14 protein-coding genes are annotated in these 13932 nt (G+C 56.1%); 12 read left to right on the top strand and 2 right to left on the bottom strand.

The window, feature by feature from the left end; all coding sequences use genetic code 11:
- The 6 genes from RB_RS03575 to RB_RS03600 all read left to right on the top strand — a co-directional run bounded on the left by RB_RS03575 (position 1) and on the right by RB_RS03600 (position 6548).
- Complete coding sequence (locus RB_RS03575; protein ID WP_007337389.1) at positions 1 to 1260, top strand: NADH:ubiquinone reductase (Na(+)-transporting) subunit B; 1260 nt, start codon at positions 1 to 3, stop codon at positions 1258 to 1260.
- Complete coding sequence (locus RB_RS03580; RefSeq protein ID WP_007333689.1) at positions 1247 to 2158, top strand: Na(+)-translocating NADH-quinone reductase subunit C; 912 nt, start codon at positions 1247 to 1249, stop codon at positions 2156 to 2158. Before RB_RS03575 ends, RB_RS03580 begins: the two co-directional genes overlap by 14 nt.
- A 3-nt stretch (positions 2159 to 2161) precedes the next feature.
- On the top strand, positions 2162 to 2788 hold the full coding sequence (locus RB_RS03585) for an NADH:ubiquinone reductase (Na(+)-transporting) subunit D (protein WP_007328967.1): 627 nt from the start codon (positions 2162 to 2164) through the stop codon (positions 2786 to 2788).
- Positions 2789 to 2791: 3 nt separating this feature from the next.
- Positions 2792 to 3433 carry an NADH:ubiquinone reductase (Na(+)-transporting) subunit E gene (nqrE, locus tag RB_RS03590; protein ID WP_007328966.1) on the top strand — a complete coding sequence of 214 codons (642 nt, stop codon included), beginning with the start codon at positions 2792 to 2794 and terminating at the stop codon, positions 3431 to 3433.
- Between the two features lie 135 nt (positions 3434 to 3568).
- A complete protein-coding gene (nqrF, locus tag RB_RS03595; RefSeq protein WP_007337386.1) occupies positions 3569 to 4828 on the top strand; it encodes an NADH:ubiquinone reductase (Na(+)-transporting) subunit F in 1260 nt (419 codons plus the stop codon).
- 286 nt (positions 4829 to 5114) lie between these two features.
- Complete coding sequence (locus RB_RS03600) at positions 5115 to 6548, top strand: FAD:protein FMN transferase (RefSeq protein WP_390174941.1); 1434 nt, start codon at positions 5115 to 5117, stop codon at positions 6546 to 6548.
- Positions 6549 to 6658: 110 nt separating this feature from the next.
- On the opposite strand, the gene RB_RS03605 is transcribed toward RB_RS03600, so the two are convergent.
- The gene (locus RB_RS03605; RefSeq protein WP_231846180.1) at positions 6659 to 7471 is read right to left on the bottom strand and encodes a 4'-phosphopantetheinyl transferase family protein; all 813 of its coding nucleotides are present in this window, start codon (positions 7469 to 7471) and stop codon (positions 6659 to 6661) included.
- Positions 7472 to 7572: 101 nt separating this feature from the next.
- Here RB_RS03605 and RB_RS03610 point away from each other — a divergent pair, with 101 nt between their 5' ends.
- The 3 genes from RB_RS03610 to RB_RS03620 all read left to right on the top strand — a co-directional run bounded on the left by RB_RS03610 (position 7573) and on the right by RB_RS03620 (position 8954).
- Positions 7573 to 7968: a hypothetical protein gene (locus RB_RS03610; RefSeq protein WP_011118546.1), complete on the top strand. Its 396-nt coding sequence runs from the start codon at positions 7573 to 7575 to the stop codon at positions 7966 to 7968.
- Positions 7969 to 8069: 101 nt separating this feature from the next.
- Positions 8070 to 8453 carry a hypothetical protein gene (locus RB_RS03615; RefSeq protein ID WP_011118547.1) on the top strand — a complete coding sequence of 128 codons (384 nt, stop codon included), beginning with the start codon at positions 8070 to 8072 and terminating at the stop codon, positions 8451 to 8453.
- 24 nt (positions 8454 to 8477) lie between these two features.
- Positions 8478 to 8954, top strand: a complete 477-nt coding sequence (locus tag RB_RS03620) for a hypothetical protein (protein WP_011118548.1) — start codon at positions 8478 to 8480, stop codon at positions 8952 to 8954.
- Positions 8955 to 9133: 179 nt separating this feature from the next.
- Here RB_RS03620 and RB_RS03625 read toward each other — a convergent pair whose 3' ends face one another.
- On the bottom strand, positions 9134 to 10684 hold the full coding sequence (locus RB_RS03625) for a family 16 glycoside hydrolase (protein ID WP_164921456.1): 1551 nt from the start codon (positions 10682 to 10684) through the stop codon (positions 9134 to 9136).
- Positions 10685 to 10880: 196 nt separating this feature from the next.
- Between RB_RS03625 and hemB the strand changes: the two genes are divergently transcribed.
- The 3 genes from hemB (at position 10881) to RB_RS03640 (ending at position 13895) form a co-directional block, all read left to right on the top strand.
- Positions 10881 to 11912, top strand: coding sequence for a porphobilinogen synthase (gene hemB / locus RB_RS03630; RefSeq protein WP_164921457.1), 1032 nt, complete (start codon positions 10881 to 10883; stop codon positions 11910 to 11912).
- A gap of 79 nt (positions 11913 to 11991) precedes the next feature.
- Entirely contained in the window at positions 11992 to 12732 is a 741-nt protein-coding gene (locus tag RB_RS03635; protein WP_164921458.1) for a class I SAM-dependent methyltransferase, read from the top strand.
- Between the two features lie 755 nt (positions 12733 to 13487).
- Positions 13488 to 13895, top strand: a complete 408-nt coding sequence (locus tag RB_RS03640; protein WP_011118554.1) for a GntR family transcriptional regulator — start codon at positions 13488 to 13490, stop codon at positions 13893 to 13895.
- Positions 13896 to 13932: the final 37 nt, after the last annotated feature.

Here is a 13932-nt window from a genome sequence, read left to right on the forward strand (position 1 = left end):
ATGAAAGCATTACGTGACGCATTTGACAGCGTCCACCCGTTCTTTGCCAAAGGCGGACTGCTCGAGAAAGCGTACCCAATGTACGAAGCTCTCGACACGTTCTTGTTCACGCCAGGCGAGACGGCTCACGGACGCACGCACGTGCGCGACAACATTGACCTGAAACGCATGATGATCACGGTCGTCTTCGCGTTGATTCCGGTCACGTTGTTCGGCATGTGGAACACCGGGTACCAAGCCAACACGGCCATCCAAAAGATGACCGAAGCCAACGTTGACGTCGACTTCGATTGGCACCACACCGTTCACACCGCAGTCGGTTTCGGACACGATCCAGCCAACCACGTCGACAACTTCATCTACGGGGCGATCTTTTTCATCCCGATCTATGTCGTTTGTATGTTCGTCGGTGGGCACATCGAATTGGTCTTCAGTGTTCTGCGAGGGCACGAGATCAACGAAGGATTTCTGGTGACCGGATTGCTATTCCCGCTCACATTGCCCGCCTCCATTCCGCTCTGGCAGGTTGCCGTGGGAATCGCATTTGGGGTGATCGTTGCCAAGGAAGTCTTTGGCGGAACGGGACGTAACTTCCTCAACGTCGCTCTGACTTCGCGAGCGTTCTTGTACTTCGCATACGCTGGTCAAATCAGCGGTGACAAAGTCTGGACCGCCGTCGATGGCTTCTCCGGTGCAACCGCACTCGGACAAATGGCCAACGCCAGCGAAGATGCCGTCGGATCGCTCAGTGCAGTTCAGTACGTCTGGGGTGCCGAAGAGCCAATCACGTGGATGAGCGCCTTCATCGGAACAATTCAAGGATGCGTTGGCGAAACCAGTGCTCTGCTTTGTTTGGTTGGTGCTTTGATCCTAATCGCCACCGGCATCGGATCGTGGAAGATCATGGCTGGCGTGATCGCTGGTGTGACTGGCACCGCCTTGTTGCTGAACGTTGCGGGCAGTGAAACCAACGCCATGTTCGCCGTGCCGTTCTACTGGCACCTGGTCATCGGCGGAGTCGCCTTTGGTTTGGTGTTCATGGCGACTGACCCAGTCAGTGCCTCGATGACTGAAATGGGCAAATGGATCTATGGAATCCTGATCGGGTTCATGACAGTCTTGATTCGCGTCATCAACCCTGCTTTCCCAGAAGGCATCATGCTGGCGATCTTGTTCGGCAACGTGTTCGCACCGTTGATCGATTGGGGCGTCGTCCAACTCAACATCCGCCGGAGGGCCGCACGCTATGTCACAGCCTGATTCCACTTTGAAAACGATCGTGACCGCGACAATTCTGTGCGTGGTCTGTTCGTTCGCCGTCAGTGCCGCCGCGGTGGCCCTGCGACCGATGCAAGAAGAAAACAAAGTTCTCGACCGCCAACGCAACATTTTGGATGCGGCCGGTTTGTCGATGGGCGAATTTGGAAAGCCAGCCGCTGAGCTGGACAAAGAACAAATCGAAACACTGTGGGCCTGGGTCAGCCCAGAACTGGTTGACCTGGAAACCGGGGAAGTCAACACGGACTTCGTTGGCGAGGAAGCTGAAAAGTACGACCCTCGTGAAGCTGCCAAGAAAAAAGACGACAGCATCGAGATCACCGATCCTCAATTTGACATAGGCGTTCCTCGTCGTGAAAAGATCGCTCGCGTTTACTACGTGAAGAAGCCTGGTAGCGAGAAGGTCGAGATGGTCGTTCTGCCCGTCTACGGCAAAGGCCTTTGGTCAACGCTGTATGGCTACATGGCTTTGAAGAACGATCTGGAAACCATCGCTGGTTTGACTTTCTATGAGCACGCGGAAACACCTGGACTGGGTGGCGAAGTGGACAACACGAAATGGAAGGCCCAGTGGGTCGGCAACAAGCTGTACGACACGGATGGCAACCCAGCCGCTCGTGTCGCAAAAGGGCCCGCCCCTGATGGCGACGAGTTCGCTGTTGATGGGTTGTCCGGTGCCACGATCACTTGTCGTGGTGTGACCAATTTGGTTCGTTACTGGGCCGGTCCCAATGGATATGGTCCGTTTCTGGACAAAGTGAAGCAACGACTTACCGGTGACGCATCCGCGGAAGCCGATCAACCTGAATCCTCCGTCGAAAGCGGTGTCGAACAATACGACATCGACAACGTCGGTCCCAAAGAACCGGTGGGAGAGTAAACCATGGCTGCCCCCAAAGTCGGCAAGGTCCTGTTTGGACCTGTCATCGACAACAACCCAATCGCGTTGCAGATCCTGGGCATTTGTAGTGCTCTGGCTGTGACGACCAGCATCCAAGTCTCGATCGTCATGGCTCTGGCCGTGATCGCGGTGACCGGGTGTTCCAATGCGGCGGTCTCGTCCATTCGTCACTACATTCCCGGCAGCATCCGGATCATCGTTCAGATGACCGTGATCGCGTCGTTGGTGATCGTCGTTGACCAAGTGTTGAAGGCGTACATGTACGAAATCAGCAAGCAGCTTTCGGTCTTCGTGGGTTTGATCATCACCAACTGTATCGTCATGGGACGTGCGGAAGGTTTCGCTATGAAGAATGGCGTGTGGATCAGCTTCCTCGACGGAATCGGAAACGGACTGGGATACGGATTGGTCCTGATCGTCGTCGCGTTCTTCCGCGAATTGTTCGGCAGCGGTTCGCTGTTGGGCTTCGAGCTCTTTCAACTGGACCGCAACGGCGGCTGGTACAACCCGAACAACTTGATGCTGTTGCCGCCCAGTGCGTTCTTCATCATCGGGTTCATGATTTGGGTCATTCGTTTGAACAAACCCGAACAAATCGAAGAGGCCTAAGTCATGGTCGAACAATACCTCAGCGTCTTTTTGAAGGCGGTCTTCGTCGAGAACCTTGCACTCGCATTCTTTCTTGGAATGTGCACCTTCTTGGCTGTCAGTAAAAACGTCAAAACGGCAATCGGCTTGGGCATCGCGGTCATCGCGATTGAAACCATCACCGTGCCTGCCAACCAATTGATTTACAGCCTGTTGCTGAAGAAAGGTGCGTTGACCTGGGTCAATGATTACCTGATCAGCACTGACACGTACAACTTCGCGGAGGTCGACCTGACCTTCCTCGGGTTCATCAGTTACATCGGTGTGATTGCCGCCATGGTTCAGATCTTGGAAATGTTCCTCGATCGATTCATGCCCAGCCTTTACAACGCCCTGGGGATCTTCCTTCCCCTGATCACGGTGAACTGTGCCATCCTGGGTGCGTCGCTGTTCATGGAGCAACGCGAGTATCCGTTCGGCGAATCGGTCGTCTTCGGATTCGGATGTGGTGTCGGTTGGGCTTTGGCGATCATGGCTTTGGCCGGTATTCGCGAAAAATTGAAGTACAGCGACGTTCCTCCGCCACTTCGCGGTTTGGGAATCACGTTTATCACGGTTGGATTGATGTCCCTGGCATTCATGTCGTTTAGCGGCATCCAGCTGTAACGGATCTGATCCGTCGCAAAGACGTGCGTCAGCCGCTTGGCTGGCATCAGTGAGTTTGTCAGCCCCAGCGGCTGACGTGAGTTTTGACTGTCAGGCTGAATCGCCTCGCGTGCACCCCTCAACTTTTGATTTAAAATGCTCTCCCTTCCTCTGATGATTGCGGCCTCCGCCAGCACGGTCGTCATTCTCGGCGTCGTCATGTTCACCGTTGTGGTGATCGCATTGGTGCTGCTGATTCTGGCCGCCAAGAGCCAATTGGTTGCTTCCGGTCCGGTCAAAATCATGATCAACGGCCAAAAAGAAATTTCCGTCCCCGCCGGCGGAAAGCTGCTTGGTGCTCTCGCTGATGCGGGCATCTTTGTCAGCAGTGCGTGCGGCGGCGGTGGTACCTGTGCTCAGTGCAAGGTCAAGGTTTCTGAAGGCGGCGGTGACTTGTTGGCGACCGAAGCTGGTCACATCAACAAGAAAGAAGCCGCCGAGGGCGAACGTTTGTCATGCCAAGTCGCGGTGAAAACCGACATGGTCGTGGAAGTTCCACCAGAAGCGTTCGACACCCAGAAATGGGAGTGCACGGTCAAGAGCAACGACAACGTTGCAACGTTCATCAAAGAGTTCGTGCTTCAGCTTCCTGAAGGCGCCGAAGTCGATTTCCGTGCGGGTGGCTACATTCAAATCGAATGCCCGCCTCACGAGATCCATTACAAAGATTTCGACATCGCCGAAGAGTATCACCCCGATTGGGACCAGTACAACATTTGGCGATATGTGTCGAAGGTGGAAGAGCCCGTTGTGCGGGCGTATTCGATGGCCAACTACCCCGGCGAAAAGGGCATCATCATGCTCAACATCCGGGTCGCTTCGCCACCGCCACGTGCACCCGAGGGAACTCCTCCGGGGAAGATGAGCAGTTACATCTTCTCGCTCAAACCAGGTGACAAAGCCACGATCAGCGGTCCGTACGGTGAGTTCTTCATCAAGGACAGCGACGCAGAGATGGTTTACATCGGTGGTGGTGCTGGTATGGCACCGCTTCGAAGTCACATCTTTGAGTTGTTCAAACGTCAAAAGACGGATCGCAAGGTCAGCTACTGGTACGGTGGTCGTAGTCTACGTGAGTTGTTCTACATCGAACACTTCCGTGAGATCGAGAAGGACTTCCCGAACTTCAAGTTCAACATCGCGTTGTCCGAACCACAGCCGGAAGACAACTGGGATGGCTACGTCGGATTCATTCACCAAGTCTTGTTGGACAATTACCTCAGCAAGCACCCCGCACCGGAAGACATCGAATACTACATCTGTGGTCCACCGATGATGAACGCCGCTGTGTTCCGCATGTTGGATGATTTGGGTGTGGAACCCGAAAACATCGCGTACGATGACTTCGGTGGCTGATGAGACGGTGATTGGTTGCCGTTGCAAACCAATCTGAAAGCAATTGAGGGTTGCGAGTTCGTAGGCAACCGAGGCCCTCGGTTGTCGTCCAGTTTGAATGCAACTGAGAGCCTCAGTTGCTTACGAGATTGATGCGACTGAGAGCCTCAGTCGCCTACGAGTGAGCCACCGTCCGAGTCTCTCGGTTTCGATGCATTTATGTGGACAACCGAGGCCCTCGGTTGTCAGGTTTCACGTCGGCAACCGAGGCCCTTTCGGTTGCCTTCCTGATTGCCAGTGCAAACGATTGCATTCGGGATGGTCACTGATCTCGTTGGCAGAACCGCTCACGCAACACGGACTGATCGCCGAACGGATTCTTCGCTCAGGACTCCAGCTCCAACCCAATGCGAATCTTTCGATGAGAATTCATTCCAGCGTTGTCGCTTTCTTTGGAAGTTGGTTCCTCGCAGCGTGTTGTTGGGCGGCGACCGCACATGCCGCCGATCCATTGACCTTTCGCGGTGCGACGATGGGCACGACTTACATGGTCAAAGTCCACTCACCGCCTGAGCAACCCGAATGGGCGTCTGAGACTGAGACGGCAATCGATCGAGAGTTACGCTTAGTAAACGATCAAATGTCGACGTATTTGAAGTCGTCTGAACTGAGCCAGTTCAATGCGTCTGAATCCACGGATTGGTTTGACGTCAGCGCCGACACCGCTCGTGTTGTCGCCGCAGCATTGCAACTTTCAGAAAAAACTGATGGGGCGTTTGACGTCACGGTAGGACCGTTGGTGGATCGATGGAGTTTTGGTGCCGGAGAACGCAAGAACGATGTTCCCAGCGAATCGGAGTTGGATGAGCTGAAGAAGAGCGTTGGCTACCAACATCTAGAAGCACGTTTGGATCCACCGGCATTGAAGAAGGACATCGCGAATTTGCGTGTCGATCTTTCTTCGATCGCGAAGGGGCATGGCGTGGATCGGATCGTTGATTTGTTGGCTGGTCGTGATGCAGAGAACGTGTTTGTCGAGATTGGTGGCGAGGTTCGTGTGACCGGCGACAAGTCGGGTAAATCGTGGAAGGTTGGGATTCAGCGACCCGACGCGGGTGGGCAAGAATTGATGGTTGCTCACAAAATTCGTGATGCTGCGATGGCTACCTCCGGCGACTATCGAAACTTCTTTGAGGTCGATCAGCAGCGTTACTCTCATACCATTGATCCACGGACCGGACGTCCCGTCACCAATGGACTGGCGTCAGTCAGCGTGATCACGGATAGCTGTATGCTGGCCGATGGTTGGGCGACGGCGCTGAATGTTGTCGGACGCGAAGAAGCGATGCGTTTGGCTAGTGAGAACGACCTCAGCGTGTTGATCGTGCAGCGATTGAGCGACCGCTTAGTCTCCAGTGGGACGGGCGAGTTGGCTGAATACGCCGATGTTGATGTTCCGAGTGATGTTTCCGTCGCGGATGACGCTGCCAAGAAGTCCGAGAAGGCCGAGGCGAAAACGTTCGCTCAGCGAATGGCACCAGTGCTGTTGATGACCGGGATCACATTTGGTGCGGTGTTATTGGCGATGGCGGTCGGAGTGATCTTTGGCCGGCAAGCGATCAGTGGGTCGTGCGGCGGTTTGAATGCCAAGGTTGACGAAGACGGCGTTTCTCGCTGCACGATGTGCAGCACCCCTTCGGAAGCCTGCCAAGAACTTCGGGACAAGATGGCTGAGCAGTAGGATGGCTGAGAAGTAGGTCGAATTGGCTTCCAGCCATGGTGGAAGTCTGCTGAGTTCGTGTCTTGGTCGCGGGAGTGATGCCGGTGCCACGGCTGTTCGCCGAACTCAAGCTAACAGTCTTGCATTCGTTTTCGGAAATCGGAGAGTTCGATCTTGGGAACGATATCGCTGGTTTTGGTGCCGAGCGCGACCGCGGCGATGTAACCTTGCCGTGGAATCACGTTGCGGATCTGCCAATGACGACCTTGCGCGAGCGATTCGTCTTTTAGAATCAAGCGAGGTGAGTTGGAGGCCGCGTTCTCAAACGCGAATTGGTCCAGCGGTGTGTTCAGACCGGTACCGATGGCTTTGATGAACGCTTCTTTGAGCGTCCAGATTTTCAGGAACAAAGCTTGTTTCGTGTCGTCATTCTTGACTCGGTCGAGCTGCTCAATTTCTTCTGGGGCAAAGTACCGTTGGGCAAGTCCGGGATCGGTCTTTCGGTCCAGGCCTTCGATGTCGACTCCGAGCCATTCGTCCGCTGCTTCGGCTCCGATTCCGCAAATCACCAGGCCCTTTGTGTGGGCGATATTGAATGGCCGACGTAATTGCTCGGGTGTTTCCACGATGGGTTTGCCATGATCCAGGTTTCTGAATTGGATCTGATGTGGGGCGGTATTCGTGTCCGCGATCAAAAAACGAGCCATGCCCCGGCCGATCACGTGTTGGTGCCGTGCCGATGCGACTCGGAATTTGGCGGCCGATTGATGTTCTTCCTGCGGCAGCCACCTCATGCAAAACGACTCGATTTTGCCGGGGGTGTCCTGGGCCGCCGAGGCGTACCAAAGCTGGATGGGCGATTGTTTGGTCAGCGGGCGATTCTGCGCAACGGAAGGCTGTTGCGAGTCGGCGGCGTTCGATTGTACGGGGGGCGTTTTCGTCATGGCTGCCATGATCGACAAAACTGGGCCCACCCGTCAATCACGCTGACGGGGATCGCCAGAATCGTTGTTCGCAAGTGCGGCGATCACACGATGAGAACGATATGATCCGCCATCCATTTTCAGTGCCGTGTTTTCTCGCCGAAGACGCTCTCGAAGCGATCTCGTTTGACCGTGGGACGCTGTGGTTGGTCGCAGGTTTTTTGCTGCTGGGTTGGGTTTTGGCGAGAATGACGATTTCTCGCAAGAAGAAGGCCATTCAGCAGCGGGGTGAGAGCCGCGAAACCCAGCGGCGTTTGGATTCCCAGGTCAAAACCGCTCTCCCGCTCAGTGACGCTCCGATCGAAACGCAGCGATGGCAGGTCGCCATGTTCGATTTGCAACGCGAGTTGACCGGCGATCTGGATACCCGCATCGCGGTCGTTCAGAACTTGATCCGACAAGCCGACCAAAGAATCGCAGTGTTGCAGGAGTTGGAGCGGCGCCAGCAAGCAGGTTGAACGTCGCACATTCGCGGCGTGTAACCGATAGACTGGAAGCAAGAGCCTTCGCCAATCCGGTGGCGTCGGCCTGAACCTGTCGCTGCTCGCGGAGGCCTCTCTTGTTTCGCTTCAGTCTTGCCACGCTGATCGCTTTGCCGATCGTGGTAGCGTCGTTTGATCTGGCGGTGGTTCATCCGGTGGTCGCGACCGTTCTTTACTTCTCACTCGCGGCGGTTTTGGTCCTGTATGGGCTGACGGCCAAAGCGGCGGGAACTCGATTGAATGTGGAGTCCCGCCCGGGGTTGGTCTACGGCGTAGGTTGCCTGATCGCTTGCGTGGTGATTTTGCTTTGTGTGCGAACTCTTCAAATAAGTTCGTGGCGATTCCGTGAATGGTCGACGCAGCACCGTTTGAAACGGACTGGTTACAAAATAGTTTTGGAAGAGCCAACCTACGGGAAGAACGGGCAAGTGATCTCGCAGGGGTATCGCTGGGAACGGTAGCGTTCGGAGAGGCGGAGGGCAGCAATGACGAATCCATATGAGACTCAGTCGCTGATCGAAGAACGCTATCAGGTGGATGTCGTTCGCACCCATGCAACCTATGGCCAAGCGTTGCTGGTCGGCTTCGGCGTTGCGATGATCTGTCCGGTCTATCTGGCCGTGACCTGGCACGTTCGATCAGGAACCCTTTGGGTTTCCAACCTGATATTTTTGTTTCGCGAGTTCGCGATCCCGGCGACCGTCGGAATCGCGGTTGCGTTGGCGGCAGCTTGGTTTGTGCCATCGCGTTTCACCGGATGGCTGACGATCGACCGCCTCTTGGTTCCAATCATCGTAAACACGGCACTGTTCTCAACCATGTTCACGATGCTGGGGTACGGGTATCTCGGCCAAACGATTCAGGTGGGCAGCTATCAGCTGACGTCGCTGGCGGCGTTCCATGCGGTGATTGTCGGCGTGGCGGTGTTTTTGCACATCGCAAGCCGGCCGCGCGGGACATGACATACGGAGCAGGTTAGAACTGTCGGCGCCAACTGCTTGGGTGGCGGCTTCGGGGCGTTGGGCGAATGGACGTGAATACGTGGCTTCACGTCTCGCTTTGTTCCAAAGCATCGGCTTGATCGCCAGGTACAACCTGGCCTACCGATGCTGTGTCGATTTTGCGTGCTGCAAACTGTGGGTCAGTTCAGGTTGCGGATTTTGATGTCACGCCAGCTGACTTCGTAGGGACCGGTGCCAGCTTTGATGCCGTGCACCTGCAAGCCAAGGAAGCCATCGGTGGAAGATTCGGGATCTTGGATGTCACTGATCTTTTGATCGCCGATCCAAACCTGGATGCGGTTGCCGTGGGCACGAACCAAGTAGCGATTGAATTTGCCGTTCTTGTACGCATCTTTGATTGGTTGTTCTTTGGTGATCCATCCTCGGCCGGTGGCTTCCGAGTAGATGTAGCCGGCTTCACCTGGTGCCGATTCGATTTCGACTTGTGGGCCGTAAACTCGTCCGCCCTTTTCGCGTGACTGCGAACGAATTTGGACGCCGCTGTTGAGGCCTTCGTCCACGTTGACTTCGAACGTCAGTTCGAAGTTGTCGTAGTTTTCGTCGCTGCACAGGAACGAGTTTGGGCTGCCTTCGGATGTTGTGCCGACGATTGTTCCGTTCTCAACGCGGTATTTGGCGGTGCCGTTCTTGCGATTCCATCCGTCCAGGGTCTTGCCGTCGAACAACGACTTCCATCCGTCCGCTTTCAAGTCCGGAGCAGCGTCGAAGTTGACGTTGCTGTTCGATGAGGCAGCTTGTCCGTTGTCTTCCACCTCGGAAGCCTTGGCCGGATCGCCCGTCGCGGCTTCGTCGCTGCCCATCTTCGCAGCAGATACAGCAGGCAGAGTCACTTCACCTGTCGCGGCCCATTGAGTTCCGCGGCGAAGCGATGTTTGGAACGCGAGCCCGTTCATGGCGGGAACGTCGTGGCCCAGCGTCGTGTGGAAGACTCGGCCCTTTCCAAATTCAATCGTCATCAGGATGGGCTCGTGTTCACCGGTGCCGCCCGTGGCCGGGTTGCTGTAAGCCGTCGCCAGCACGTTCATGTTTTCGGCTGGGCCACGTAGTTTGCCGTACAGTTCATCAGCGACTTGCAAAAACGACTTTGGCAAACCAGCGGTGATGGGGTGCGATGCATCGCGAACAACCATCATGAAAGGAACACGTTTGCCGTGCTGGCCGCCGCCTCCTTTGGACATGTCGCGGGTGAATTTCTTTTGGTCTTCTTTCCAACGGACATACGGCCCGTCTTTTTCGTTTCGGCCGCCCCAGCCACCCAGGCCGATCATGCGGTTGTAAGCGTTCCAATTGGGGAACGAATTGTCGGCAGCGTGAACGGTGACGAACCCGCCGCCCGCACTGACATAGGCCTCAAATGCCTTTTCGGTTTCGCTCGACCATGCTTCGCCGTTGTAGTTGGACACCACGACGTCGTAGTCGGCAAACTTCGGTGCAAATCCTGCTTTGTCTTCCCCTTTGCCCGGCGCGGTCGCGACCGTGACTTTGGCGAAATCACCTGATTCCAGCGTGGCTTGGATCAGAGGCGTGGTCTCTTTCCACTTGTGATTGTTTTGGCCGTCGATCAACAGAACATTCAGCGGTTTGGAATCGGCTGAGTCTTGTGCGACGGCAACTGTGGACGAAGTGAGCACCGCGAAAGCGGCGAGAAGAGTGCAAAGTCGAAATTTCATCGGCGTTGAATCTGTGGGGTGGGTGGGGCGAGGTGAAATTCGAAAACGTCCCTTTCCGAACGTGATTGAGCGGGGGATTAGTTTAGCAGAACGGCCGGGTAGGCTTGGCACGTTCTGTGACGCAAAATGGAAACATCTCGCAGCGGACGAGTGTCCAAAGATCACGTCCGCCGCTGTTCCTCTATCGATTCTATGGGTGTTCGTTTTGTCCCAATTCTCCGGCTCTCCCGCTCCCCGTGCCGCTTTCCCCGCCACCCGATTGCGTCGCGTTCGGGCGACGGATTGGTCTCGCCGTCTCGTCCGGGAAACGACCTTGTCGGTGGACGATCTGATCTGGCCACTTTTCGTGATGGATGGATCGGGCCAGCAGCCGGTCGGATCGCTGCCCGGCGTGAATCGGCTGGGGGAATCCGAAATTGTCGCGGCGGCCAAACGCGCCGTTGACCTGGGGATTCCCGCGATCGCCTTGTTTCCCGCCACCGACCCGAAACTCAAATCGGAAGACGCAGCCGAAGCGTACAACTCGGACAATCTGGTTTGCCGGGTCACGCGGCAAATCAAGGATGCGGTGGGCGATTCGCTGGGGGTGATCTTGGATGTCGCCTTGGACCCCTACAGCAGCCACGGGCAGGACGGGCTGGTTCAAGATGGGCAAGTCATCAACGACGAGACCGTGGATGTGCTGTGCAAGCAAGCGATCGTGCAAGCCTCGGCTGGCTGCGACGTCATCGCGCCGAGTGACATGATGGATGGTCGCATTGGAGCAATCCGATCGGCTCTGGATGGTGCCGGGCATTCGGGCGTTCAGATCATGTCGTATGCGGCCAAGTACGCTAGCGCGTTCTATGGGCCGTTCCGAGACGCGGTCGGATCCGCGGCCAATCTTGGTGCGGCGGACAAGAAGACCTACCAGCAATCACCGTCCCAGTCGGATGAAGCGATCGCGGAAGTTGCATTGGACTTGGCTGAGGGCGCCGATAGCGTGATGGTGAAACCGGGGATGCCATACTTGGACATCGTCGCTCGCGTGAAGCAAACCTTTGGCGTGCCAACGTTTGCTTATCAGGTCAGCGGCGAATACGCGATGCTGCGTGGTGCCGCCGACGCCGGATGGTTGAGCGGTGACGCAGTGATTTTGGAAAGCTTGCTTTCGTTCAAACGTGCCGGTGCCGATGGCGTGCTGACTTACTTCGCCGCTGACGCCGCAGAACTGCTTCACCGCAGTTGATCTCGCTTGACAGCGTTTCCGTAGGATGGTCTTCCAAGACCGTCCTGCACATTCCGCAAGTCGATCTTCCAGAACGCCCATGTCGAACGCGACGGTCTTGGAAGACCATCGTACGGGCGACAAAACACTTCTCTTTTCATTCGAACTTTCGCAAACACAATTCAGCATGGCCGATTCACTCTCATTCGCTTGGCATTGGGAAGACACCTTGATCGCCGGCCAGGAGCGACCTTTGGCAGTGGCTTCGGATCCGGACGCGATGCTGATCGAAGCGTGCGAGCGACAAGACGCTGGCGAAGAAGGCGTGATCGATCCTTTTTGGGCGACGACATGGCGAGCGGCCTCGGGGTTGGATCGATTTTTGGATCGAGTTCCCATTCACAATCAAGACGTCCTGGAAGTTGGCTGCGGAACGGGGCACGCGGGCATCGCCGCCCTGCTGCGTGGGGCTCGCGTGACATTGACCGATGGCGTGGAAGACCCGCTGCAATTGGTGCGACTCAGTTTGTCTCGATTGGGTTTGCATGCGGACGTGCAAGTCTTCCGGCTGGGCGAGGATTCACTGGCCCCGAAGAAGTTCCCATTCATCTTAGGAAGTGACGTTACCTATTTGAGAACGCTGTGGCCGGAGCTATTGCAATCGGCCGCGGAGCATTTGACGGAGGATGGGCAGCTGATCTTGAGTGACCCTCAGCGATTGATTGCGACGGAGTTTTCTCAGTGGGTGAAAGACAAACCATGGGACTACACCGAGCACACGGTGGAAATGGACGACGATCCCGAGCACCCCATCCGCATCATGGTTTTGACGCAAGGGTAGGGTGCCATGCCCTCGTCGTCGTAGTAGCCGGATTCGCCAGAATTCGGAGTCACCAAGTTGTCGGATTTTGCGAGTCGTTTAGATCCGAATTCTGGCGAATCCGGCTACGAAGAATCGAGCAACGTCCTGCGTTTTTCTCCAAAGCAACAGAGTAGAACAGTTGTCCCCAACTGTTTGCGTGTCAGGGATGGAAGCATCGAGTCACGCGAAGCGAACGCGGTGAATCTTCGAAGTGGGGTGTGGTCCCACGATGTCATCCTTCGCGGCGGAACAATTGGGGGCAATTGTTCTACTCTGGTGAAGGCTCGTGCTTGCCTCGCTTTGTTCCAAAGCATCGGCTCGAGCGTCAGGTACAACCTGACCTACGCGGTGACTCACGCTCCCAAGCAAAGTAGACCAGGTTCCACCTGGCGGAGGTTGCTGGACGGTTAGCTTTGCACTCGCGCCAAGACTGCTTTCCGCCTCGCTTTGTTCCAAAGCATCGGCTTGAGCGTCAGGTACAACCTGACCTACGCTTCCAAACCAGCAGGCCAGGTTCCACCTGGCGGTGGTGGCTGGATGGTTAACATTGCACTCGCGTCAAGACTGCTTCTCGCCTCGCTTTGTTCCAAAGCATCGGCGTGGCCGCCAGGTACAACCTGGCCTCCGGGTTGTCCGGCGAAAAAAACTTCGAAGAAATCGCTTGACCCCACCACCTACCTGCTGTACCGTTTAACCAGTACACCAGTTAACCAGCTTTGGGCATCGGTGCGAACATGTTCTTTACAGTCGACCCTTCCAACGGCGTTCCGATCTATTCTCAGATCGTTCGCCAAGTGAAATTCGCCGTCGCGGAGCAAACCTTGCGTCCGGGGCAACTTCTTCCCAGCGTTCGGCAACTCAGCCAGCAATTGGCTGTCAACCCGAACACGGTGGCTCGGGCGTTCCAGGACCTGCAATCCGAGGGCGTGATCGAAACGCTTCGTGGACGCGGCGTTGTGGTTTGCAAGGGCGCCGTCGAGCGTTGCCGAAAACAGCGACGATCGATTCTCGCTGAACGCTTGTCGGCGGTGCTGACCGAAGCCCTGCAGGCTGGGCTGTCAGCCAAGGAGGTCCGCAAACTCGTCGACGAGCAATTGCGGACCCTCGACGGAACCATCGAAGCGATTGCCGAGTTGCAATGAGCTTGCCGTGCGGGCGAGCACAACTGCTCGAACGCGT

This window comes from Rhodopirellula baltica SH 1, assembly GCF_000196115.1.
Taxonomy (GTDB): domain Bacteria; phylum Planctomycetota; class Planctomycetia; order Pirellulales; family Pirellulaceae; genus Rhodopirellula; species Rhodopirellula baltica.

What these genes read in the sequence shown, in the direction of transcription:
- RB_RS03575 (WP_007337389.1), top strand. Translation starts at nt 1, where the DNA reads ATGAAAGCATTACGTGACGCATTTGACAGCGTCCACCCGTTCTTTGCC.
- RB_RS03580 (WP_007333689.1), top strand. Translation starts at nt 1,247, where the DNA reads ATGTCACAGCCTGATTCCACTTTGAAAACGATCGTGACCGCGACAATT.
- RB_RS03585 (WP_007328967.1), top strand. Translation starts at nt 2,162, where the DNA reads ATGGCTGCCCCCAAAGTCGGCAAGGTCCTGTTTGGACCTGTCATCGAC.
- nqrE (WP_007328966.1), top strand. Translation starts at nt 2,792, where the DNA reads ATGGTCGAACAATACCTCAGCGTCTTTTTGAAGGCGGTCTTCGTCGAG.
- nqrF (WP_007337386.1), top strand. Translation starts at nt 3,569, where the DNA reads ATGCTCTCCCTTCCTCTGATGATTGCGGCCTCCGCCAGCACGGTCGTC.
- RB_RS03605 (WP_231846180.1), bottom strand. Translation starts at nt 7,471, where the DNA reads ATGACGAAAACGCCCCCCGTACAATCGAACGCCGCCGACTCGCAACAG.
- RB_RS03610 (WP_011118546.1), top strand. Translation starts at nt 7,573, where the DNA reads ATGATCCGCCATCCATTTTCAGTGCCGTGTTTTCTCGCCGAAGACGCT.
- RB_RS03620 (WP_011118548.1), top strand. Translation starts at nt 8,478, where the DNA reads ATGACGAATCCATATGAGACTCAGTCGCTGATCGAAGAACGCTATCAG.
- RB_RS03625 (WP_164921456.1), bottom strand. Translation starts at nt 10,684, where the DNA reads ATGAAATTTCGACTTTGCACTCTTCTCGCCGCTTTCGCGGTGCTCACT.
- RB_RS03635 (WP_164921458.1), top strand. Translation starts at nt 11,992, where the DNA reads ATGTCGAACGCGACGGTCTTGGAAGACCATCGTACGGGCGACAAAACA.
- RB_RS03640 (WP_011118554.1), top strand. Translation starts at nt 13,488, where the DNA reads ATGTTCTTTACAGTCGACCCTTCCAACGGCGTTCCGATCTATTCTCAG.